We start from the raw sequence: 23,341 nt of genomic DNA, 5'->3' as shown, positions 1-23,341 counted from the left end.
ATGAAGATATGAATGGTGCAGAGCTCGTTGTTAAGTGTCTCGAAGCTCATGGGGTTGAATATGTTTTTGGCTTACCAGGCGCCAAGGTTGATGGAATATTTAACGCACTACTTGATTCAAAAATTAAGCTTATTTTATGCCGGCATGAACAAAATGCCGCCTTCATGGCTGCAGCCTATGGCCGGCTTACCCAAAAGCCAGGTGTCGTTTTAGTTACTTCGGGACCTGGGGTAGCCAATCTGGCTACAGGGCTATTAACAGCTACAACAGAAGGTGATCCAGTTGTTGCAATTGGTGGCAATGTAGCACGTGCAATGCGCTTTAAAACATCACATCAAGCGGCGAAAAATACCAAATTAATGGAAGCTGTTACAAAATATAGTGTAGAGGCAATGAGTACAAGTCATATTGCTGAAGTGATAGCAATGGCCTTTCAGCATGCTGTAATGCCTCGTGCTGGCGCTTGCTTTATCAGCTTTCCGCAAGATGTACTTCATGAAGATGCACCAGAGGTTGCTATAGCGCCACGTTCCGAACCTGAAATAGTATTGGCCTGTGAAAGTACGATTAAAAAAGTAGCTAATGTCATCGCCAAGGCCAAATTTCCTGTTCTTTTTCTAGGCGAAGAAGCAAGTCAGCCCCAGAATGCCGAAGCAATCCGTTCTCTACTTAACCAAACTAAATTTGCAACTGTCAGTACCTATCAAGGCGCAGGGGTTATTTCGCGCGAACTTTATCCCTGCTTTGCGGGGCGTATAGGTTTATTTTGTAATCAGCCAGGCGATCAAATGCTAGAACAAGCAGATGTTATCATTACCATTGGTTATAACCCTGTTGAGTATGATCCTGAAGTTTGGAATTCGCAAGCTGATAAAGTAATTTTACATATTGATGCAATATCACCTGATGTTCGCTACTGTTATCAGCCTCAGTATGAAATCTTAGGCTGTATTGCTAGAAATATAATTTTACTCAAAGAAGCGCTTGCCCAATTAAAGGTTACTGGCGATATTACCCAGGCTAAAAGCTTTCATGAAGCGCTTAATAAAAAAATTGCTCAAGGAAAAAAAGAAACAGGGTTTCCTATTCATCCTCTACGCTTTATCTATGATTTACGCCAATATTTAGATGATGAAACAATTGTAACTTGTGATATCGGTACTGTATATATCTGGATGGCGCGCTATTTTCTTTCTTATCAACCTCATCAATTACTATTTAGTAATGGTCAACAAACGCTAGGTGTAGGTCTTCCCTGGGCAATAGCAGCTAAATTTGCTTTTCCTGATAAGAAAGTTATTTCTATTTCCGGCGATGGCGGATTTTTATTCTCAGCTCAAGAGTTAGAAACCGCTGTTCGTGAAAAAATTCATTTTGTTCACTTTGTGTGGCGGGATAGTAGTTACAATATGGTGTTAGAACAAGAAAAAATAAAGTACCAGCGCGTTAGCGGCGTTTATTTTGGCGATGTTAATTTAATTCATTATGCTAAGGCCTTTGGCGCTAAAGGCTATGAATTAGAAAGCGCTGATGAACTTATTCCAATCCTAAAAGAAGCACAACAACAAACGGTGCCTGTTCTTATCGATGTCCCTATTGATTATCGTGATAATTCAGCCCTATTCGCTATGGTTAACCCAGATAGTCTACATTAGGAGCTTATTATGTCTATAATAGCCTGGATAGTTTTGCGTTTTGTTTTCGCTGGCTTTTTTTTATATCCTATTTATGGATTTCTTCAGAACTGGGAAGGTGCGAAGCAAACTGTGCTCCTACTTTATCCTCGCTATGCAGATTTACAGGTTGTACTGATGGTTATTGTAATGATTATTATTAGTATATCTATTTTGTTTGGAATCTATGGCCATATTGGTGGCTTGCTTGCTTTTGTTTATTGTTTATTTGGCATACGAGTACATTTGGCTTTAGCAGACAAATTAAAAGCCGCGAGCTTATCTCAGCAAGCAACAGCTGAAGATCAAGCTATGTTAACCGATGTTGTCTCAATTGGTAGAGTAGGCCATCTTACTTCTGCTCAAAAAAATATTGTTATTGCCGCTATCGCTTTCTTTTTTATGTTACAGGGTACAGGGCCACTTAGTCTAACTACTTAGGGAGAGCAGATATGAATCGATATGAAAAGGGTCTAGAAGTAATTCGTGAACATTTAGGGAAAAAAGAAGCTGACGAATACATAGAAAAAATTAAGGAAGTCGCCCCTTTTTTTGCTACAGTAAATGTAGAATTTCCTTTTGGAGAGCTCTATGCTCATAAAAGCAGCTTAGCTTCGAGCACCAGAGAACTAGCTACTATTGCTGCTTTAACAGTATTGGGTTATGCCCATCCACAATTAAAATTACACATTAAAGCTGCGTTAAATTGTGGCGCGACCAAAGAAGAAATCGTTGAAGTTATTACGCAAATGATTGCTTATTGTGGTTTTCCAGCCGCAACTAACGCTATCTTACTAGCAAGAGAGGTGTTTAACTCTCTAGATAATAAATAAAATATACCTAAACTCTTTAAACTATAAATATTTAGTTTATTAGTGATAGGAACTAACTAATATATTTTATTAGCTTTTGCTTAATTAAATCTAATTAACTGTAGAAGCTGTTTATTGTCTAATTAAGCGCTTATTCTTATCAATATTTAAAGTATTTTCTGTGGATCGATAAGGATTAATATCTAAACCACCTCGCCTTGTATAGCGCCCATAGACAGTTAGTTTTTCAGGCTTGCAATAAGTCATAATGTCCACAAAAATCCGCTCAATACATTGCTCATGAAACTCATTATGATTTCGAAAAGAAATAAGATATTTTAATAGGCCCTCGCGATTAATTTTCTTACCTTTATAGGCAATCTGTACACTACCCCAATCTGGTTGGTTGGTAACTAAGCAATTTGATTTTAATAGATCAGAATAAAGTATTTCTCCTACTATTTCATCCGTGACCGATAAAAAAGAAGGCTCAACCTGATAAATAGAGCATTCAATATCAAGATTATCAATAGTTTCACCATCAAAAGATTCAATAATTTTAAACTGTCTTGCCTCTTCAAGTGAATAAATAGTCACTAAAACTTCAGCATCAATTCGTTTTTCTAAATCACTTTTTACAATATTTTCTAGCGCGAATTTATCTTTAATTTTTGTATTATTAAATGAATTAAAATAGAGCTTAAGCGATTTAGATTCAATTAATTTAGGTGAGTGACAATCATAAATAATTTCAGCTACACCAACCATTGGTTTTCCTTTTTCATTAAGCCAAGAAACTTCATAATGATTCCAACAATCAAAACCAAAAAAGGGCAAATCAGTTGGATTGAGACCTATTTCTCGCCGTTTACCAGCTCGCGGTATTGGATAAAGCCTATCGGGATTATAAGTCAAATCATAGTCTGATTTTTTTCCTAACTCTGATTCTCTACTAATCGCCTCGTATTTGCTAAGTATTTGATTACTCATTGTATTTAACTCCAACATTTCAATAATTTTTGCTGTGCTTTGCCAATTTACCGAGCTGCCCATTTCTATTTGACTAGCAATATACGTTAGTAATGAGGCAGCTTCATTGATTCTTGCGGCTTTTGCGCGTAATTCATCGGCTTGAATTTTAAGAGAAGCATTTAAATTAAAATTAGGATTTTCAATAAACTTTTTTATTTCATCTAAAGAAAATCCCAAGTATTTTAAAGTTATAATTTGCTGTAGAATTAATAAATCTTTTTCAGAATAAAGACGATAACCGGAAACTGACCGTTTTGTAGGCCGCAGTAAACCAATCTCATCATAATATTGTAGCGAACGAACAGTAAGGGATGTCATCCGACTAACTTCTTTAACCTGATAATATTTCATACAGCCCTCTCTTTTATACAAATTTTAACCTATTACGCCACGTGAGGGTCAATGGTTTTTAAAAATGTCCAATAACTTTATGAGTTATAGTAAGATAGCTGAAAAGACAGGCTTCTTCAGCTAAAAATGAGAGTAGTAGGAATATCACTAAATGATTGAAGCAATTATTTTTGATTTTGATGGCGTTATTTTAGATAGTGAACCATTACATTATAAAGCATGCTGCCAAGTCTTAGCGCCTTTAGGCCTAACTTTAAGCTATGACGATTATCAAAAAAACTATTTAGGCCTATCTGATAAAGAAATGTTTCCTCAATTAATGCATGATATAAATTATGCTATTTCTATAGAAGATATTGCCGAGTTAATACGTAAAAAAGTTGCAGCTTACCAAGAAATAATTTCACATTGCCCTGCCTTACCTATTATTGATGGATTTCCAGAATTTCTAAGCAAGATTGCAACACAAGTTAAAAAAATAGCAATTTGCAGTGGTTCTACCAAAAATGAAATAAACTCAGCTTTGGCAAGAATAGTGCAAGGTAAATTACAAACTTATTTTAATACAATTGTAACTTCTGAAGATGTAAGCCATGGCAAGCCTTCTCCAGAAGGTTATCTATTAACCGCGCAGAGAATAAACATTACTCCCAAGCACTGTTTAGTTATCGAAGATACCCCTTTTGGTATACAAGCAGCTAAAGCTGCAGGAATGCAAGTTATTGGACTACTTACTAGCTATAAGAATAAATATGATTTAAAGGTAAATAAAACTGCCAGCAATTTTAATCAGTTACTGCAAGAAAATGTTTTAAATTTAATTTAGAAGTGATGCTGTTAAACATGGTAAATAGATTACGCTAAATAACGCGTAATCTATTTATAAACTAGATAGCAAAATTATAAGATGAAGAATAAGGCTGCTCTTCCTTAGGTTGGCTAACTTTATCTTTAATAGTGGTAAAACTACGAGTACCTAACTTTATTAGGTTCTCAGGCGCTGAGACTGCTGTCATAATTGCTAAAGCAACTGTTCCTATTGCAGATACGCCAGCTAAAATACCTAGTTGTTTTGAAATTGACAGATAACCTGAAGACGCTTCTTTTTTTCCTGCCAAACGAGCACCACCAGACATGATTAGGTAACCTACGCTTGCAAGAGCACTTACGGCTGCAACTGCTGCTACAGCAGCACTAAGCACACCCCAAGCTAGAGGCGCATAAATAGGTGATGTAATTGCCTTTGCAACATCTGTAAGGCCTTTATAGGGCGCAAAGAAATTAGAAGTAGTATTAGAACGGACAGGACCTGTTAAAAAATTATAAGCTGGGATAACAAATTTTTGTGCTTTAAAGTTTTTATTAAGCTTAAGATTTTCTAGTGTCTCAGGATTAATATATTTATCAAGCCTAACGTTAGCCATGTTAATTCTCCTTATTGAAATTTGGAATCACAGTGTGCATTATGAAGGCAAGTCAGTCAACCTAATCTTTTGTTAAATATATTAATTAATAGTCAAATCTAAGCTTTAATTAAAATTAAATTAGCTTGGGTTAAAATATGAAAATCATGGGAATAATTTTAAGAACAATTTTAATTTCAATCATCCTGACACAAGATAAATAAAGCCTGTAACTTTATAGCTATACTTAATAAGGAACTTTTTTATGCAGGAAATTAAACTCTATTAGTCATAAGCTGCAGGTTTTTTTCTTAATGACTTTATTTGGCTTTGCTTGGATTTTTCCGCCAATATTTTTTGTTTTGTTCGTCTTGATCGGCGCTTCTTTTGGCGCTTTATTTTCTCAATCTCTTGCTGTATTTTAGATTTTTCATCACTATAAATAGCATCTAATTTTTCACAAAGCCTTATTCTGGCAAAATAGCGATTGTCCTCGCGGCTGCGTGTTTCTTGGCATTTTATTTCAATACTTAAAGGCAGGTATTTTAAATAAACTGTCGAAGCAGTCTTATGTAAATTTTGGCCACCTTTGCCACTACCGATAATAAATTTCTCAATTAGCTGGGAATCTCGAACGTTAAGCTTTTGCATCCAATGTTTCAAATTATCCCACTTTTCTTTACTGATCATGACTCCTCATTCCTAGAATGATTTATTAAACTACGAAATTTATTTACCAACGCTTTTAAATTTTTAACATCTTTGAGAAATTTAGTCTAATCTAATAAAACTTAACTATGATATAAAGCTAATAATTCCTTGCTGGTGTGACAGCCTAGTTTTTCCATCACTTTAGCTAAAATGCCTTCTACTGTCCGATAGGAAGTTTTTAATTCTTTAGCAATTTCTTTAGATGCTTTACCTTGAGCCAATAATTTAACGCATTTTGCCTGCTGTATAGTTAAAGGAATGGGTATATGCAGGGTCTTATGAAATAGAGTTAAATCTTTTTTTTCTAAATTTACCTGTGTACTTGGCTTAGTGGATTTAATATCACTTATACCTTCTTGTATGGTACAAATGTGATGTTCTAGATTGTTATCATCACTATTAACCGTAAGCATTGCTAAGTTCTCATACAATGTATCACGTTGGCGATGGAGAGCTTGAAGAAAACAGCTAACTTCTGTGGATTTTAGCAGTAGCGGCACTGGACTGCGTGATAACCGCTCTACTTGGGTAGAGAAGCTTACTTGTAAATAGATTAAGTATTCTTTTTCTAAAAGTTTAGCAATCTCTTTGCTTTCTATAATACTTGCATCAGTCACTACAACAATATTCTCTCTTTTTAAGAGATTAGATAAAACACCCTTTTGACAACTAAGGAAAGAAGCTGCCCCTTTAGGTCCCATAATTTCATGCACAGTACGGCCAATTTGATACTCTAACCCTAAATCTGCATCAATAAAGTCCCAACCAAGCCTAGTTGCTAATGTCTGCGCAAGCAATGTTTTCCCTGCGCCTGGGTGTCCTATAATAAAGATACGTGCGTATTTTTTCATTTCATTAACCTCAAATTAATAACTTTAAATATTGTTTATTATTTAACCAATATTATAATTATTAATACAAAACAACTGCAATACGTAGAACTACGTATCCTTTTATGATGCTAATAGAATTTATCTCAATTTAAATAATCCATTATTAAGTTTAATAGCTTAATGCTAATATCGGGGCAATTGAAGTCATAGATCCACAAGAAAGATCATACCTTTCAAAAGATACTTATACCGTGCTTGCAATCTTAAAAAATCATGCTTAAGCGCTGTTTCCTGTTTTCTTGTTACATAGCTTTTTATATTCGATTTCTAATTGCTTTAACTCTTCATCATTCAATTTATCTAAATCAATCGAAAAATTATTAGCACGGTGATTCGATTTAATTAATTCATCTAGTTTTAAATTTAAAATTTTTGTATCTCGATTTTGAGTATGTTGAATTAAAAAAACCATTAAGAAGGTAATAATAGTTGTACCTGTATTAATAATTAGCTGCCAGGTATCTGAATATTTAAAAATAGGGCCCGTTATCGCCCAGATAATAATTAATACCAATGCAACGATAAATGACCAAAGGCTACCTGCTATTTCGCATGTTACTGTAGCAAATTTATTAAATACTTCATTAACTTGCTTATCCTTATTTGTATTTTTCATAAATTGGCTATTAAAATTAAACTTATACTTTAATCTTTATATAAAATAATTTTCAATAGCGTTAAGGTATATTTATACTAAATATCTTACAGCTATAAATAATGTAATCTAACAGTTTAAGGAAGAACAACTTTATGACAATAATCACATACCAGTCAAAAAGAATAGGACCTGTTGTCGTTAAAATAGAAAACAATCAAGCAACAATTTACTCTCAGCGTTTAGAACTTAAATCGCTTAACCAATGTGATGTATTAAATTTAATTGAGCAATATAAACTCCTTTTATCTAATCCTGAAAACACAGAATTATTTGGTAGAGGCAAAGTCTGGAGCACCCAAGAAGTAGAAGCATTTATCTTACAAGAAATAAAGCACTGGAATGAAGGAAAGAATTTTGGCGTTTTTAATGTCTATGATGCAAAAACAAAAACCTTTCTTGGAAGTTTATTTCTCCATCAAGCAATAAATGACTTTGCTCATATTGGTGCTGGCCATAATCAGGCCATGGAGATTGGTTATATGATTGATAAACAGTTTAATGGTAAAGGCTATGGAACAGAAATCGCTATCTTAGGAAAAAAATACATAAAATACCTTGCTGCAAGAATAGCAAATCAAAATGAAACAAATAAAATCAAAGAAATTGTTGCTACTGTTCACCCACTGAATATAGGCTCATTAAAGATTTTACAAAAGACGCTTAAACAACAAGAGCCAGAAGAATTTAAAAAATTCGGCGGCCAACCACGGCTATTATTTTTTAAACCCTTAAAAGCAGAAAAAATAGCTCCTATAGGGTTAGAATGTAGCGCAAAACTGTAATAGCGTAATAAATTACGTTTAGCTACCAAGATATTCAACTTTTTCGGAGATCTAGTATTAAGTTGCCATTGATAATTCTTAAGGCAAATGCAGAATGATGACGTAGCCTTAGTCGAGCAGATTGTTAACGTTCTTAGGGAAGTAGATTACGCCTGGAACATGCAGGAGATGCAAGTTAGGTTAGGTCTGCAAGAGCCTTGGGAGAAGCAAATTTTTTATGAAGAGGTGTGTGTTGCTTTTGGTTCCGATAAATTACAAGCATCTACTCCAATACCTAGTAAACTAGAACAATTTCAATCAGATGTTAAGGAGGCAGTTCAATTAATTACTGCAGCTGATTCTAAGTTTGCTCATGAAATAGAAACCTTTGTTTCTACACTTTATTTAGTTGATAGTAAAGTTAATGTAGGCGCAACCTCGCCTAAATTTTTTGGTGCTATCTACCTTTCGTTACCAAGTAGCAACTTAGCCGATTACTCTATGCTTTTTCTATTAGAGCTTTTAATTCATGAAACCTCTCATTTATTTTTAAATACAATTATCGCCTACGATCCACTTATATTAAATGAGGAAACAGAGCGATTTAATTCTCCTATAAGAACTGACTTAAGACCTTTGCTTGGTATTTATCATGCTACTTTTGTATTAAGTAGAGTATTAAGATTATTTAAAAAAATAAAAGAATTAAATTTGTTTTCCAATCATTTAATACTTACAGAGGCAATTATAAATTTAGCTAAAAAATATGAAGCAGCCTATAAGATAACTTACCAAAAAGCTAAATTTACTCCTGTAGGCAAGAGCATTTTTTTAACTACAAGAGAATGTGCGCTACTAAGCTAATTGCATGTGTTGAAAAGCTAATGACATTTAAGAATAGTGAATAAATAACTAGCTGTTAATTATCAAAAATATATTTTATTTTTAAGGCTTCATAGTAGCAATTTGCTCACGTAAATCTAGCGGCAAACTAGAAATTTTATCATTTGAAAAAAAGTTTATATTGTTTTGGATATACGTAGAGAGTTCTTCTTTTAATGATGATACTGCTAGTGTGAATTTTAAATCATTATTAAGTTTTAAAATCTCTTTTAAGGATTGCACCATTTGCGAAGAAAAGGAGTGAATCTTACTAATTTCGATTAATATAATCTCTAATTGTTCTTTGGTAGCAACCAACCCATTATCATAAATAGTACAACGTAAAAATTGAGCAGGCCAACCATTTTCTTTAGTATGCCACGCAATACTATTTGCTGATATTCTATTTACTTCGCAAGGTATATCTAATTTAACCAAACTAGCTATTAAACTATTTAATTGCTGCTCATCATTAGTAGAGAATGATAAATAAAATTTTCCTGTTGCAAATTTTACTAATTTTAACGTATTTAGTGATGCAGGTAATTTTAATTCAAAACTATACTCTTCAAAGAAAGCAGTAAAAAGATCTGGAGACATTTCGAATTCTGGATCATAATCGTAAATATAACCCGCAAAAGATTGGCCTTTTTTCATGGGCGCTATTTGCCATTTTTGCATAATTATTCCTATAAAAATTCTAATGAAAATATCAAATGTAAATAAATCCAAATATTTTATAGCAAGAAAATAACTAATACAATATGACAAACATACAATCATTTATTATCTTTTAACGTTTTAAATACCTTCTCATTCTTATTGTTAATTTCAATTTCTACATTTGCCTAAAAGTAGAAGGGATATCTGGTTTTTATCGCGAGATAAAACTTAATCAACGTAGCGCCTATGGCTTTAGAAATTTTGAAAATTACAGAACACGTGTTAAGGTCCTCTGCGGATGATTAAAGCTGCCCCCGTAAATGGGAAAGACCCAATTATTGACTTAAATGAGATTTAAATTTTATGATGCAACTCGTTGATTATTAAGGGGGTTTACTGGTCGGGACGGTAGGATTTGAACCTACGACCACTAGCACCCCATTCTTTCTACTTTAGATATCAAGTAATTTCATCTCATATCAAAAAATATTTTTATTCCTTGATTTATATATGTTTTCACCCTATTATCACGCTCAAACGATCACAAACAATTTCATCTAAGAACAAGATTAAGTGTACCCCAAAGTGTACCCCGATAATTAAGAAGAGAATATGGGTAATTTTACTGATACATATATTAAGGGATTGAAACCAGAAGCGTTACGTTATGAAAAGTACGAAGGGGGCGGTTTTGGCATTCGTGTAACTCCCAATGGCATTAAAAGCTGGATTTATCGTTATAAGATAGCTGACAGAACTGACAAAATTACCTTAGGACATTATCCTGCTATGAGCTTGGCTAATGCTAAAAAGCAATTCATTGAATTGAGCCAATTACGTCGTGATGGAAAAAACCCTAAAGACATTATTGCTCAGGAGAAAGAATCGCAAAACAATACTGTAAATAAGCTAGTGCTTTCTTGGTACGAAAACTACATTAAAAAAGAACGCAAACAACCCCAACAAATTAAACAGCTCATAGATGCTGATATTATTCCCTTGCTCGGCGATATTGAATTAGCCAAACTCTCCCCTGCTTTGATCACTAAAGCGCTAGATAAGATTGTAAAGCGTGGCGCACCAGTTCATGCGAATAAAGTACTAGCAGCCTTAAAACAAGTATTGAGCTATGGCGTACGACGTGGTGCTTTGAGAGAAAATCCTGCTTTATTATTACAAGGTCGTGATATTGGAGGAATTGAGAAGCCACGTGAGCGTTATTTAACAATTAATGAAATTAAAGAATTGCTATTGTTCTTAAATAACAGCAAAAGCCGCATGTCTATTCAAGTCAAATTGGCTATCAAACTCATTCTATATACTGGAATAAGATCGGGAGAACTTAGGCTAGCTACTTGGTCAGAAATAGATTTTGAAAATAACCTTTGGACTATCCCTAAAGAACATACTAAACAAAATGAAATTATGAGAATCCACTTAACAGAACCCGTAAAGGCAATGTTTCAAATACTCAAATCTGTTTCACAATCAAACTTTATACTCTCAGCAACTCAACGTGAACCGCTCAGCCCAAAAGCTCTATCACGGGCAATTAATCGCATTCAAGAACGTGTTGGGATCCCCCATTGGACAGCACATGATTTAAGACGAACCTTTTGTACTCAGCTTGGCCAAACTCTCCAAATTGATCCAGTAGTAATTGAAAAGTGTCTTGGTCATAAAATGCCTAAAATTATGGCTACTTATAATAGGAATGAAATGCTTCGCCAACGTAAGGAAGCCTTAGAAACATGGAGTTATTTTTTAGAAGAGTTATTAGTTGAAAATGTTGTTTATTTTAGAGAATACAATACAAATTTTATTTAAGGCTTTTACTTAATAACTGATTACAATATAAAGCGAGCTAGAAATAATATTTAATCTGAGGTGATAAAGTAAATATTTAAATTCACTATCTCTGAATATTTCAAAATAAAACAGTGGCTTTGAGGTATTTTATGAAAACACTCTTTTGGAATTAGTTTATTATCGGTAATTTCAGAAGAAAATTGGCCACTAAGGGTTCGCTTGGCAGATCTAATTATAAGTGTTGAAATATTACCATCAGAATCAAAAAAATAATCTTTTAAAATTCCGTAGTACAAAAAAGACTGACCAGCAGTTTCAACTAAGGCGTAAATCTCAACTAACTCAATTGTTTCATCTTTATAACCGTACCCTTTAAAAAAATAAAACCACTCATTATTAAATCTTAGCCCCAAAAACTTTTTATCGAGCTTAAAAATAGTAGTTATTAGCCATCTTAGCAAAATTCCTAATAGGAACCCGACCATAGAGGTTAACAGTAAATATTTAATCACAGCTTTTGTTTCAGCAATACTAATTGAAATATCTTCTTGCGGATTTGAAAGAAATTCCATTAATTTTTCAGCGTTTACCGTAAGACCCATACTAGCTGGTAAGGCTAGGAAACAAAGATGAAGAACTAGGGCAGCGAAAAGAGATAAAGTGGTTTTATGAGTAAATGGAATTAAATTTATAGCGCTGGGTTCGAATTTATAATATCCGCTTACAAAGAAAAGACCTGGCAATAATAGTAAAAGTATTAATAGGGTCGGTAATGCAATATTCATTATTCTCCCTTATTATTTTTTTAAATCTACCTCGCTGGCAAATTTAATTCTAAATTTTTCAATATCTTTTATATTTACTTCGATAGGCCGATCCTCGGCGTGTAGCCTTTCCAAAGCATCAATTAATACCTTCTCTTTTTCAGGATCACTTAATATTTTTTTAATTCTGTCGCTCATTACTGCTTTCATTTGTACACTCCAACCCTCTCTTTATTTATAATTATAGCTAAGCATTTAGAACTACCAAATTTCTATTATTAAAATCTATAAAAGCCCCCTAGCATGGTCCTTAAGGGTTTCGTCATAACGTGAAGGCAACTATAATAGAGCCGCCAAGCTATCTCGACGGAGAGAACTAAGGGCCTCATCACCTCTTTTGCTTGGCACATTTAGTGATGATATTGCTTTGATGGAGTAATAATCTGTGACATTAAGTAAGCAATTTGTTGCTCAAATAAAAATTTTTCCACTATTAAAAACCTTTTGTACTTTAAATCCTGTAAAAATTGATGTTCATAAGTTATCCGAATCCACTTATCCCGCGTTGTCACTTCTTGAAATAGCTTGGCTCCAGAGTATTTCTGAAATGAATTATAATTTTTTAGAGCTAATTGATTGGGAGTCACCAGTTTTATTAGCTCAAGTAGAAGAAATTCAAACATATTTGTTCCTTCTTTCCCAAAATAACGAGATAGAACAAGATCTTTTTGATTATACCATTGAGGAAACTCAGACTTACATGTTACATACTTTTGTTTCACCGAAGGAAGCTATTGCTTACTTTGATTCAATTAAACTCGTGAATCGTATTACTGATCAAAAAATAAAAAAGGACAGCTTTTTAAAAGGGATTAGACGTTTAGAGCTGTATAGACTTGCTACAACAAATTTAACTTATGAATCACTAAAAAGTTTAAGAAGTTATTGCAAAAATAATCCAGTAACCTTGATACCAACACAGCTACCAGAGAGTATTTGGTTAAAGGAGTTAGCTCTCTATTTAGCAATTTCAGCTAAAGGTCGTTATGAGGATTATGGTGATATCGATTATGACGATAAAAAGCTATTACATAACCGTATAAGTATACACCGAGCGCTTATAGGCAAGCTTCAAGAGATATTGGGTTTTCCATTGGGAGAATGGTCTCTAATGTTACCTGAACATCAAGAAAGAGCCAAAAGAGAAGGTATTTTAGACATTGCAGCTATAGCAACAAACTCTCAGCTTGAAGTGCCTGATTATTGGAGTTTTAAAGTTTCAAAAGAATTAGCCTTACGAATCTATCAGGAGCTGCCAGAATTTAATTATTTATTTGATGGCACTAAAAAGATAGACAGTGAGCCTACAACAAGCCAAACGTTGATTCATCAAAATAAAAGATCAAAAAATATAATCCGAGCTGCTCTAGAAATATGGGTTAGGCACCTAATTGAAGCAGATATCTGTACTACTTATACTCAATTCAAACAACTTATGATAAATACATATTACAAAAAGACGCTACGGGATGAAGGTGAGGAATATGATGAGGGTCCAATAGTAAAAAATGTTTATTGCTTGCTTGATAAAAATGGTAAAGACAAGATTTATTTTAAAATAGAAAATCAACTTGGGGTTACAGGATCTACTAACAACAGGGCTTTATCCTCTTTTAAGCAAATTTTTGACAACATTTTATCTGAACTCAAAAAAGAATTATCTAGTTTAATTATTTCGGGTAGTCCCTCACAAAGGTAAATTACGGGTAATTTATGGGTAATTTACCGTAATTTACCGTAATTTACCGTAAATAAGAACATCATTTCCCAATTTAAAGCACAATATTTATACAAAAAATTTCCTTATTTCATATTCCTAATTCCTATATGAGACCATTTTTACTCGGTTGAATAGATAGGAAATCAAAATGCCACAAGAACTAAAACAAGTGCTGCTTTACATCACAAATGTAGAGCAAATGACAGGTCGTAATCGATTAACGCTAAGGCGCTGGTGGAATAAAGGAATATTTCCACGACCTTCAAAGATTAATTCTGTGCTTGTTTGGCGCACTGAAGTAATTGAGCAATGGATTAAAAGAAATATATAAGGAAATGAAAATGAACAATGAGACAGGAACAAAAGCATTTAAATGCCTTCAAGCTCTACTTAAAGGTGAAACTCTTCATCGAAAAATATTGGGCGATATGGGGATCGCAGATAACAATGATTCCCTACATTCATATGCTTCATATCTGCGACATCAACGATTCATTCCAGTAGAAAGTACTAAGAACTCAGATGGTACATGTGATTATTTTATGTCGCCAAGAGAGATAGCTCGTTTTAAGGATCCTCTGCTTCGAATCCAGCAGAAAGAAGAAATGCGTAGTCTGATTGAACGTGAGCGTCAAGAAAAATTGGTTGAGGAATTTATTCGGTTTCTCATTCGTTTAAACGAGTTCCCTATCTTGTGGAACTTTTGGTGCGATCTTCCTTTTCGCCTTAGTGAGATTTCAACGGAGATTAACGCCTTACTCAAACACGAGGAAAGCGTTAATCAATAAAGCTTGGTTAAAGGGGGTGACCGCCCCCTTTCTTTAGGAATTTACCATGAATAATTTTATAACAATTTTAGAAAATACTGTAGTCGCATCGACAAATACAGGAATTACTATCACTAATGAGTTTGAAAACATTAAAGGCAATGAACTGCTTACGAAGTTAAGAGAGTTAAAAATTGGCAATAAGGATGGCAGCCATTTTCTGAGAAGTGCGTTAAAAACTGCAATAGACGGTAGATGTATGCCACGCGGAGATCTTAATACTCATAGCCGTGCTGAGCTTCTTATTATTGATTGCGATAAACGTGTTGACGACGATGGATGTGAGTTAGAGGGCGCGCCTTCCCCTCTAGCCGTTCACCAAGCTTTAAAAGAGATGAATATCGGACATATTATTTATGGCTCTTATTCACACTACACTGGAACTAAAGGTAACAGGTATCGGATTATCCTAACTACTAATCAACCTTATACCAAAGAGCATCTCGCGCCAACAATAGAAGCTTGCATTTTACTCATCAACAAAACAATCAATGGATATACACTTGCGTATGCCAAAGAAAATAATGTATTTGCTCAAGGCTGGTATTATCCGCGCCGCCCAGCAGAAAGCACTATTAATCATTTATATTTCGAATTTCTAGAAGGAGAACCGATCCATGTTGCCGTAGCGCAAATCTTACCCTCTATTAAACATTTATCACGGCCAGAGCAACTGAATAAGAACGGCAGGGTATCACCTATCCAAATGTTTAATGAGCAAAACCCTCTTCCGGCCCTTCTTACTCAATATGGTTATAAGCGAAAATTAGTCAATAATGGTTACGAAAAATGGTTATCACCTGAATCTTCCACAGGTATCGCAGGAATAACAGTAAAAGACGGTAAATTTTTTAGTCATCACAATGATCAATTTAATGATGGCTACTGGCACGATGCGTTCGATCTAATGAGGATAAGAGAAAGCTTAACAGAGCGTGAGGCATTTACTATAGCTTCAAATCTAACTGTTTCACTTGGTGTTAGATCGGTGTCTGAAGATTTCAGAGACACATTTAACCCACTATTAAATGACGCCCCTAGACCATTGCCAGAATCAAGACCACCCGTGTTGCCCCTGTTACCCAAGATGTTACCGGAAGCCATTCGAGATTATATATTTGATGTCGCTAATCGCCAACAAAGTTTACCTGATTTTGCTGCTGTAGCCGCGATCGTAGGCTTATCAGCACTGTTAGGACGCAAAGCGATAATATATCCTAAACAACATGATGATTGGGCAGTAACTCCGAACCAATGGGGTGCAATTATTGGACGTCCTTCTGCTATGAAGAGTCCGAGTATGAAGGAAGCTCTTAAACCTTTAAAGCAATTAGATATAAGCGCTGCGCAACAATTTGAAGAAGAGGTAAAAAATTATGAGGAAGAATGCCAATTAATAGAGCTCGAAAAGCTGGAAGCAAAAAATAAAGCCAAAAATGCATTAAAAAAGGATAATCGAGAGGCAGCCAAAAAAGCACTGAAATTCCTAGAATGCGCGCCCAAGCCCGTCCGCAAAAGATTGATAGTCAACGATGCCACTATTGAAAAACTAGGTGAATTATTAAAAGAAAATTCTAATGGTTTGTTATTAGTTCGTGATGAACTGTCAGGCTGGCTAGGTAAATTAAACAAAGAAGAATATCAAACCGAGCGCGCATTTTATCTTGAGTGCTTTGACGGTAATGGAAATTACTTCTATGATCGTATTGGACGTGGCACAATTGTCATTCAAAACTGTACTCTATCAGTTATTGGCGGTATTCAGCCGAGTAAAATAGCCGCACTAGTCCGTGATGCCATCAAAGGAACCGGTGATGATGGTTTGATTCAACGTTTTCAATTTGCAATTTTGCCAGATGATATAGGCTGCTGGGAGTGGATTGATCGCGCCCCAAATCAACAAGCAAAAGAAAAATATGATACCATTTTTCAAAGCCTCCACGAGCTTAGCTTTGACACGGCAGGCGGAGAACCTCGCTATTTTCGATTTACCAATGAGGCACAGCAGTTATTTATTAATTGGATGAAAGAAATCCAGGACGCTGCCCGTTGTGCTGATATCCATCCAGTCCTTGAAAGCCATATGCTTAAAATGCCTCAGACTATTGCAGGATTAGCGTTATTATTTGAAATAATTGATGGAGGGCGTGATGCTGTTGGGATAGAGGCCACATCTAAATCATTAGATTGGGCATCTTATTTACTTAGTCATGCTAAACGACTCTATAGTATTGCATTAAATGATAGCCTGGATGGAGCAAAGCTCATTCTGAAGCGTAAATCTAATCTAGATGATCCGTTAACTGCTCGTACTATACAACGTAAGGGCTGGTCTGGTTTAAATAGCATTAAAGAGGTTAATGACGCTTTAACTTGGCTAGTTGATTATGGGTATATTGTACCAAAAATATTAAGTTCAGCAGATACAAACGGCCGCCCCAAAGTTGTTTACTACTGGATCCCTTCAACAAAATCAAAAATCAATTCAAGTAATGCCTTAGCTGAAAAAATTAGATGAAGTAGCCAAACATGCCGACAAAACTGACACATTATTATGTCGGTTTTGTCAGTACGTTTTGGAAGCTTTTTTATAGAATAAAAGTAAAAGTTTGACTCAAAATAGGAAAAATATTAAGAAAATTATATCGAAAATTGCAAAAAAAGGGCGAAATTCCATTTTTTTATAACGAAATTGTGAATAAAAAAATATTTTCCAGTCAGCTAATCAGTGAGAACACCATTACTATGAATAACTTAGCAGTAATTTAATTTGATAGGTGACACTATAAAAAGAGTAATGATTGAATGTTTTTTACCCTGGTTTAATAAAAATAAATAGAAGAGTAGTAACGCTAGAGTTATCTTTAACGATTCCAAACTAAATCTATGGAGGTTAAACAATATTAAATACATGCCGATAACTTAATTAAATTAATAAATTTAAGCCAAAATGTATAATTTTGAACACAATGATTTTAAAGTCCTATATAAAAACTTAATTCAATTGATTTTCGCAAATGGAGAGGACGTAATTGTTAATAAGAAAAGGACAAAAGAAGTTATTAATTGTTCTATTTGTTTAAAGGATATTAACAACCACGTACTAGATTTTACAAATATAGATGACAGAAGACAGTTAAAATACCAAAAGTATCTTCACGAAGAAATTAAATGGTATGAGTCAGGTTCTCTAATTGCTGAACAGGCTCCAAGCTCTTTCTGGAAAAAAATAGCTGATCCCGATGGAAAAATCCAATCCAACTATGGGCACATGATTTTGTTTGAAAGAAAGCCTTATTCTAAATCTGGTATAACTTCATTCCTTCACGCTATTAATCTTCTTAAAGAAGATAAATTATCACGACAAGTGATTTTACATTATAACTTGCCTCAACATTATGATACAGACACAAAAGACATACCATGTACTATTTCAACTCAAATTTTAATCCGTGATGATTTTTTACATTTTATTGTATTTCAAAGATCCTCGGATTTATTTAGAGGGCTGACTTATGATTTACCTTGGCACTGCCATTTAATGAATAAATTTATCGACGAGCTTAATAAGATACCTAATTATAATATTAATGCGGGAAGTTTAACTATGCTGCTAGGTAGTGCCCATATATATCAAGCAAATATTCCTTTTTTTAAAAAATACTTAAATAAGGTAAATTTATGATGCTGAGAGAAAACACTATTTATACTTCCACAGAGCTATTAAAGTTGTTTGGAGGTAATTTGCAGTCATCCATGCCTTTGGTTAAAGGCAGGGTTTTATATTGTAAGTTTAATCCTCGGATAAATCCTAACTTTCCTGAAGAAGCATGGATTGAAGAAGGTCCATATAGAAAAAAATCTGCTCATTACCTTATAAATTGTAACTTAGAAGTTCCCATATTTAAAAAAATTAAATCTAATAATTGGCAATATGTAGGTAAGGCCACGATTTCAGATTCATCTGATACGAATAGGATTAAAAATATTAACGTAAGCCCGCCTAGAAATCCCGTTCAGATAATTCTTAAATTACACTTTAATAAAGGGAACAAGGTTCCTGTTTAAATACCGGTATAAATTAGCAAAAGTTATTAAAGAATTTTAAATTAATACAAATATTCTTTCTTTTTCAGTCTATTTGCCATTTATCTCAACATGTCCTGTAAAACAATTTTTAAGATTAAGTTTCTCGACAAGCTTAAATACTAAAGGGTCATCACAAATCATTTTATCAACAATTAAAAGGGGGTTTGTTTCATTTTTATTTGTAAAAGAAAAGATAGGCAATGAGAGATGCTGAAGTAATTTTATACTATTATTATCATTTATAAATATTTTCTCTTTTTCTTCTTCTTTGAAAGTAATTATGCTTCTTTTATCCAAATGGAGTTGCCAATCATAAAAATTAGGATGATCGCCCTTCCACTTATCAATGAGAATTTTAGCTTCATCATATTTAGTAAAATCTATTTCGTAGGTAATAGGAATTTCACGTTTATATATTTTTTTCGCTATAACACTATAATCATTTTTTTCATGGCTAGGATCATTTACCAACATAGTGATTAGAATGTCTAAATCATAATCACAAATATAAATGTATTCATCTAAACATTTTTCTAAATTTTGCTTTTTTTTAAGTTGGGAAAGATATTTAATTATTGGCTGATTTTTATAACTAATACTTTTCTCAAGCTCATTAATTTTTTTGAATACTTGTTCTATAAATTTGGAACAAATAAATTCCAGTGCTACTATTTTTCGATGCTTATAAACACAATTTGTCATTAACCTTCTTGCAATTAAATAATTTTCAGCCACTCCAATTGCTTTTTTATTAATACATAAATAATTATGCGATTCTTCTGGATATAATTCGATACTATGAATCAGCCACTTTAAATCATAATTACCGTAAGTTACTCCACAGAAATGACTATCACGGAGTAAATAATCCATTCTGTCAGTATCTAATTGAGAAGATACAAGCCCGCGAATTAATGAAAGATCTTTTAGAAGGGTATTTTTTTTATTTAAAATTTGTATAGCTTGGGTTAAACATTCTCTTTCTTCATTATTAAAAATAGAATTAGCACAAATCCTTTCAATAATCAGAAGAGTCATTTCTTCATGATTAAATTTTATTTCGATACCTTCATATTCAGCTTTTTCAAACATATGAGAATATGGGCCATGTCCAACATCATGTAATAACCCGCAAGCTATTGCCAATAGTTTTAATTTTTCTATTTTAGATTTTGGATAATCAGCCTGAAGTTTTTGGATAATTCTCTTACTTAAATAAGCTACGCCTATAGAGTGACTGAATCGATTATGCGTTGCTCCGGGATATATATAAAAAGCCATACCTAATTGTTTAATATGCCGTAGCCTTTGAAATTCTGCCGTTTGGAGTATTTTTTTTACAAATATTGCTTCATCATCACGAAATTGTATTAAGCCATGGATAGGATCATTAATAGAAAATGTATTTTTTGGCACGGCTCCCTCCGGCGACAATTCCAAGCAACCTATTTATCAAACTATAGCATAATCAACAAAATTTACTCAAATTGATTTAATTTTAAACGATATAATTTCCTTTAACAATATGGAGAGGCTTATAGCCTTTTAATTTGGTTAAAGGTTGTCTTAAAAAATACCGATAGATAATAAAACTGCTTGGCTGCCAACATGAAGAGATTTATTAGAAATAAACCCTTATGGTCTTCTTTTATATTGCTTATCATTATTACAGTAATTTTTGTAGGAGTTTATTTCTATTTAAAACTAAACGATGAACATCAAAATTTTGAAACAGGTTTAACTTACTCAGTGTTAGCACTTTTTGTTTCAGCAATTTTAATATTACTAGCATATATAAAGACTCAAGAAGCAATTGAACAATCAAGAATAAGCTATTTATTACGAATTGATGAACGGTGGGCAAGTCCTGAAATAATCAGGGCCAGAGAGGTTATTCATAAGCTATACCTTGATGCTAAAACAATGCATCCACAATACGAAAATCAACAAATAAAACCTCTTATTGCTCAAAAAATCATGGATCTGAATGATGATGAAAGTCAAATTGAGGAATTTATTAAGCTATTAAATTTCTTGGATTTTTTAGAGACTATTGGCTATTTACATTCGCGCAAGGCAATAACTACAGAGGAAGTAACTGAGTTATTAGGAAATTCCATTATTTACTTTTATGATATTTTTAGCATCTACATAGCTTATAGACGCAAAACAAAAGACCCTGATTTCTATATTAAATTTGAAAAACTTTATTTGGAAGTAAAAACAAATTGTATATCATTAAAAGAGAGATCACTTTTTAATAAGTGTACCCCAAAGTGTACCCCAAAAAATTAAATTGAAAAAATGAAGTAAAAATTTTAATTGCAATCTGCTGATTTATAAGAGGTTTTACTGGTCGGGACGGAAGGATTTGAACCTTCGACCACTAGCACCCCATGCTAGTACGCTACCAGGCTGCGCTACGCCCCGACTCGGTTGTGAAGAATAGCTTGTTTTTCTAGGAATAACAAGCTGTTTGATAGTCAATAACTAAATTTGCAAGTGCTTAGTAAATTCAAAATCCGTTAGCTGTAAATTATTACCACTACAGGTTGGGCTTGCCCACTTATCAGCGCAAGGTTTATCACGAGCAATTGACCACATTGCCAACATACCTAGCTCCTTTTCTTTAGCAAATTGAGCTAATCTGTCGGCATTTTGAAGTGTAAATTGCTCAACATTAACATCATTAACCCCTATCATGGGTGTCACTTCAACTAAACGCCAAATATTTGCATCAGATTGAGATGGATAAAGAGTTAGTAGATAATCATGCAATGCTGTAGCGGCTTGAATGGCATATTCTCCCATATCACCTATGTAAGCTGGCCCATAATCCATAGCCATAATATTGACATGAAAATTGAGGCCGGCATTTTTTGCTGCTTCCACAATTGATTTACCTTGTGAAGTAAGACCTTCAGGAAGAACAGGTAAAGTAAAGCTTAATTGAATCTTAGGATTTTGCTGCTGAAATGCCTGTAAAGCTTGCATTAACTTAGACACATTTGCTGTTCCATTTTCAATATCAAAGTCTAGTGTCTTAGCTTGATAAATATTAACTGTATTCTTAAATAAAGCTATAAGCTCATCTTTACTACAATTTAAAGATACATCATTTCCACTTGCTCCACCAAAGGATACGGCTACAGCAATATGGTTTGTAGCTAATTTATCTGTTAAATGCTTTCCCCATTGATTGGCAATGCTATAAGTTTCTTGCCCGCCCCAAGCAGGTTTGCAGGTACCGCTGTCAGTAATAAATGCTAGATGATAAGCTTGAATACCTTGATTTAAAGCAATAGTTGTTAAATCCATAGGTTCCATATCCTGATATTCGGGATCCCAATGGGTATTAATAGTTACATCAGCGTAGGGGCTAAATAAGGTCGGTGAAACGCCAACTGCTGCAAAGCTAGGTGCTTGACTAATAAAAAAAGAGCTTAAGGCAATAATAAATTTCTTCATAATAAATTGACTAATATTGAACAGGATGTCAATTATAAAACAATTGTAATAACAAATTAACATTTTAACGGAAAAATTACCTCAAAAAGTATTTTTTTTGACAAAAATAGATAAAGACGGTTTTGCCGCTTACCTGTAAACTTAAATTTTATAGCGTAGAGCCAGCGTGTTCAAACTAAGAAACCAAATAATTTGGTGCCTTTTCCATACTTGAACTGACTTATCTAGTCCCTGGATTTTTTTTTGCTTCAATATGATTTTGGACTTCATTTATGGGATGCTCTACACCGGTAGTCTGGTAGCCAGGAACGCCATTACCTAATAAATTACCCATATCTGCGCCAAGAAATTGCTTCTGGGTTAACTCGTTGTTGGTTCCGGAAAGAGCAAGATCATTTTTTACTTTTTCAGCTAATTCAGCTGCGCCTTCCATAGGTCTTAATGGATCAACAGTTAATTTATCTAATACTAAAGCAGGTGAATCTGACTTGTTATCTTTAGTATTTTTATACCTTTTTTTAAATGACTTGCTTCCATCTTTATTATTTATCTTTTCTTTAGTTTTATGCTCTGCCATAGTAAATACCTTTAATCATGGATTGTTATAAGTATACTACCTATGCAGTAAGTTGGATCCATCTACCTACTGTCTTATTTAATGCTCATCTAATGAGCTAAACAGTAAATGTCTTATAGCTTCTAATTTAAAATAATTCAAGTAACTTAAATTAACTCTATAGACCTATATAAAAAACTTTAATGATA

At 33.7% G+C, this 23,341-nt stretch carries 25 protein-coding genes, 1 tRNA gene and 2 pseudogenes; 15 read left to right on the top strand and 13 right to left on the bottom strand.

The genetic code is table 11. The features are described 5' to 3' along the window. Positions 1-8 precede the first annotated feature (8 nt). The 3 genes from alsS to ACQUW5_RS05570 are packed head-to-tail and all read left to right on the top strand — an operon-like array spanning position 9 to position 2,506. Positions 9-1,655 (top strand): acetolactate synthase AlsS, encoded by a 1,647-nt coding sequence (alsS, locus tag ACQUW5_RS05580; protein ID WP_444990223.1) that lies wholly within the window; start codon positions 9-11, stop codon positions 1,653-1,655. A gap of 9 nt (positions 1,656-1,664) precedes the next feature. Further along, on the top strand, positions 1,665-2,114 hold the full coding sequence (locus tag ACQUW5_RS05575) for a hypothetical protein (RefSeq protein WP_444990222.1): 450 nt from the start codon (positions 1,665-1,667) through the stop codon (positions 2,112-2,114). Between the two features lie 11 nt (positions 2,115-2,125). Beyond that, positions 2,126-2,506 carry a carboxymuconolactone decarboxylase family protein gene (locus ACQUW5_RS05570; RefSeq protein WP_444990221.1) on the top strand — a complete coding sequence of 127 codons (381 nt, stop codon included), beginning with the start codon at positions 2,126-2,128 and terminating at the stop codon, positions 2,504-2,506. Between the two features lie 111 nt (positions 2,507-2,617). Here the strand turns inward: ACQUW5_RS05570 and queF are convergent, their stop codons facing one another. Beyond that, entirely contained in the window at positions 2,618-3,475 is an 858-nt protein-coding gene (queF, locus tag ACQUW5_RS05565; RefSeq protein ID WP_444990262.1) for an NADPH-dependent 7-cyano-7-deazaguanine reductase QueF, read from the bottom strand. Between the two features lie 240 nt (positions 3,476-3,715). Then, positions 3,716-3,835: pseudogene (locus ACQUW5_RS05560) on the bottom strand (MerR family DNA-binding transcriptional regulator); the annotation flags it as partial. Positions 3,836-4,019: 184 nt separating this feature from the next. On the opposite strand from ACQUW5_RS05560, the gene ACQUW5_RS05555 reads away from it, so the two are divergent. Beyond that, the gene (locus ACQUW5_RS05555) at positions 4,020-4,694 is read left to right on the top strand and encodes an HAD family hydrolase (RefSeq protein WP_444990220.1); all 675 of its coding nucleotides are present in this window, start codon (positions 4,020-4,022) and stop codon (positions 4,692-4,694) included. Between the two features lie 61 nt (positions 4,695-4,755). On the opposite strand, the gene ACQUW5_RS05550 is transcribed toward ACQUW5_RS05555, so the two are convergent. From ACQUW5_RS05550 to ACQUW5_RS05535, 4 genes are all read right to left on the bottom strand, one after another. Further along, positions 4,756-5,292 (bottom strand): hypothetical protein, encoded by a 537-nt coding sequence (locus tag ACQUW5_RS05550; protein WP_444990219.1) that lies wholly within the window; start codon positions 5,290-5,292, stop codon positions 4,756-4,758. Positions 5,293-5,556: 264 nt separating this feature from the next. Then, positions 5,557-5,961, bottom strand: a complete 405-nt coding sequence (locus tag ACQUW5_RS05545) for a peptide chain release factor family protein (protein WP_444990218.1) — start codon at positions 5,959-5,961, stop codon at positions 5,557-5,559. 101 nt (positions 5,962-6,062) lie between these two features. Further along, a complete protein-coding gene (locus ACQUW5_RS05540; protein WP_444990217.1) occupies positions 6,063-6,833 on the bottom strand; it encodes a shikimate kinase in 771 nt (256 codons plus the stop codon). A gap of 259 nt (positions 6,834-7,092) precedes the next feature. Next, the gene (locus ACQUW5_RS05535; protein ID WP_444990216.1) at positions 7,093-7,491 is read right to left on the bottom strand and encodes a low affinity iron permease family protein; all 399 of its coding nucleotides are present in this window, start codon (positions 7,489-7,491) and stop codon (positions 7,093-7,095) included. Positions 7,492-7,625: 134 nt separating this feature from the next. Between ACQUW5_RS05535 and ACQUW5_RS05530 the strand changes: the two genes are divergently transcribed. Both ACQUW5_RS05530 and ACQUW5_RS05525 read left to right on the top strand, forming a co-directional pair. Further along, positions 7,626-8,315, top strand: a complete 690-nt coding sequence (locus tag ACQUW5_RS05530; RefSeq protein WP_444990215.1) for a GNAT family N-acetyltransferase — start codon at positions 7,626-7,628, stop codon at positions 8,313-8,315. 87 nt (positions 8,316-8,402) lie between these two features. Then, a complete protein-coding gene (locus tag ACQUW5_RS05525; protein ID WP_444990214.1) occupies positions 8,403-9,158 on the top strand; it encodes an aKG-HExxH-type peptide beta-hydroxylase in 756 nt (251 codons plus the stop codon). 81 nt (positions 9,159-9,239) lie between these two features. Here ACQUW5_RS05525 and ACQUW5_RS05520 read toward each other — a convergent pair whose 3' ends face one another. Further along, the gene (locus ACQUW5_RS05520; RefSeq protein ID WP_444990213.1) at positions 9,240-9,857 is read right to left on the bottom strand and encodes a hypothetical protein; all 618 of its coding nucleotides are present in this window, start codon (positions 9,855-9,857) and stop codon (positions 9,240-9,242) included. A gap of 170 nt (positions 9,858-10,027) precedes the next feature. Between ACQUW5_RS05520 and ACQUW5_RS05515 the strand changes: the two are divergent. Further along, a pseudogene (locus ACQUW5_RS05515) lies at positions 10,028-10,141 on the top strand (transposase); the annotation flags it as partial. A gap of 310 nt (positions 10,142-10,451) precedes the next feature. Further along, complete coding sequence (locus ACQUW5_RS05510; RefSeq protein ID WP_444990212.1) at positions 10,452-11,666, top strand: tyrosine-type recombinase/integrase; 1,215 nt, start codon at positions 10,452-10,454, stop codon at positions 11,664-11,666. Between the two features lie 50 nt (positions 11,667-11,716). On the opposite strand, the gene ACQUW5_RS05505 is transcribed toward ACQUW5_RS05510, so the two are convergent. Together ACQUW5_RS05505 and ACQUW5_RS05500 are read right to left on the bottom strand one after the other, a co-directional pair. Beyond that, a complete protein-coding gene (locus ACQUW5_RS05505) occupies positions 11,717-12,433 on the bottom strand; it encodes a hypothetical protein (RefSeq protein WP_444990211.1) in 717 nt (238 codons plus the stop codon). A 12-nt stretch (positions 12,434-12,445) separates the two neighbouring features. Further along, a complete protein-coding gene (locus tag ACQUW5_RS05500; RefSeq protein WP_444990210.1) occupies positions 12,446-12,622 on the bottom strand; it encodes a hypothetical protein in 177 nt (58 codons plus the stop codon). A 235-nt stretch (positions 12,623-12,857) separates the two neighbouring features. Between ACQUW5_RS05500 and ACQUW5_RS05495 the strand changes: the two genes are divergently transcribed. The 6 genes from ACQUW5_RS05495 (at position 12,858) to ACQUW5_RS05470 (ending at position 19,087) form a co-directional block, all read left to right on the top strand. Beyond that, positions 12,858-14,171, top strand: coding sequence for a hypothetical protein (locus ACQUW5_RS05495; protein ID WP_444990209.1), 1,314 nt, complete (start codon positions 12,858-12,860; stop codon positions 14,169-14,171). Positions 14,172-14,340: 169 nt separating this feature from the next. Continuing rightward, positions 14,341-14,523 (top strand): helix-turn-helix transcriptional regulator, encoded by a 183-nt coding sequence (locus tag ACQUW5_RS05490; RefSeq protein WP_444990208.1) that lies wholly within the window; start codon positions 14,341-14,343, stop codon positions 14,521-14,523. 10 nt (positions 14,524-14,533) lie between these two features. Next, the gene (locus ACQUW5_RS05485; protein WP_444990207.1) at positions 14,534-14,980 is read left to right on the top strand and encodes a hypothetical protein; all 447 of its coding nucleotides are present in this window, start codon (positions 14,534-14,536) and stop codon (positions 14,978-14,980) included. 46 nt (positions 14,981-15,026) lie between these two features. Further along, the gene (locus ACQUW5_RS05480) at positions 15,027-17,537 is read left to right on the top strand and encodes a YfjI family protein (protein WP_444990206.1); all 2,511 of its coding nucleotides are present in this window, start codon (positions 15,027-15,029) and stop codon (positions 17,535-17,537) included. Positions 17,538-17,969: 432 nt separating this feature from the next. Continuing rightward, positions 17,970-18,704 (top strand): thymidylate synthase, encoded by a 735-nt coding sequence (locus ACQUW5_RS05475; protein ID WP_444990205.1) that lies wholly within the window; start codon positions 17,970-17,972, stop codon positions 18,702-18,704. Then, positions 18,701-19,087, top strand: coding sequence for a hypothetical protein (locus tag ACQUW5_RS05470; protein WP_444990204.1), 387 nt, complete (start codon positions 18,701-18,703; stop codon positions 19,085-19,087). The genes ACQUW5_RS05475 and ACQUW5_RS05470 overlap by 4 nt, the downstream gene beginning before the upstream one ends. A 69-nt stretch (positions 19,088-19,156) precedes the next feature. Here the strand turns inward: ACQUW5_RS05470 and ACQUW5_RS05465 are convergent, their stop codons facing one another. Further along, positions 19,157-20,524 carry an HD domain-containing protein gene (locus ACQUW5_RS05465; protein ID WP_444990203.1) on the bottom strand — a complete coding sequence of 456 codons (1,368 nt, stop codon included), beginning with the start codon at positions 20,522-20,524 and terminating at the stop codon, positions 19,157-19,159. 192 nt (positions 20,525-20,716) lie between these two features. Here ACQUW5_RS05465 and ACQUW5_RS05460 point away from each other — a divergent pair, with 192 nt between their 5' ends. Continuing rightward, a complete protein-coding gene (locus ACQUW5_RS05460; RefSeq protein ID WP_444990202.1) occupies positions 20,717-21,403 on the top strand; it encodes a DUF4760 domain-containing protein in 687 nt (228 codons plus the stop codon). 58 nt (positions 21,404-21,461) lie between these two features. Here ACQUW5_RS05460 and ACQUW5_RS05455 read toward each other — a convergent pair. The 3 genes from ACQUW5_RS05455 to ACQUW5_RS05445 all read right to left on the bottom strand — a co-directional run bounded on the left by ACQUW5_RS05455 (position 21,462) and on the right by ACQUW5_RS05445 (position 23,153). Next, positions 21,462-21,538: transfer RNA gene (locus ACQUW5_RS05455), tRNA-Pro, on the bottom strand. Positions 21,539-21,598: 60 nt separating this feature from the next. Continuing rightward, complete coding sequence (locus ACQUW5_RS05450; protein ID WP_444990201.1) at positions 21,599-22,576, bottom strand: chitinase; 978 nt, start codon at positions 22,574-22,576, stop codon at positions 21,599-21,601. 220 nt (positions 22,577-22,796) lie between these two features. Next, the gene (locus ACQUW5_RS05445) at positions 22,797-23,153 is read right to left on the bottom strand and encodes a hypothetical protein (RefSeq protein WP_444990200.1); all 357 of its coding nucleotides are present in this window, start codon (positions 23,151-23,153) and stop codon (positions 22,797-22,799) included. Positions 23,154-23,341 lie beyond the last annotated feature (188 nt).

The sequence above is a fragment of the Legionella pelazae genome (assembly GCF_052527395.1).
The sequence above is the reverse complement of the archived record's forward strand: the minus strand, read 5'-3'. Positions and strand labels throughout refer to the sequence as shown.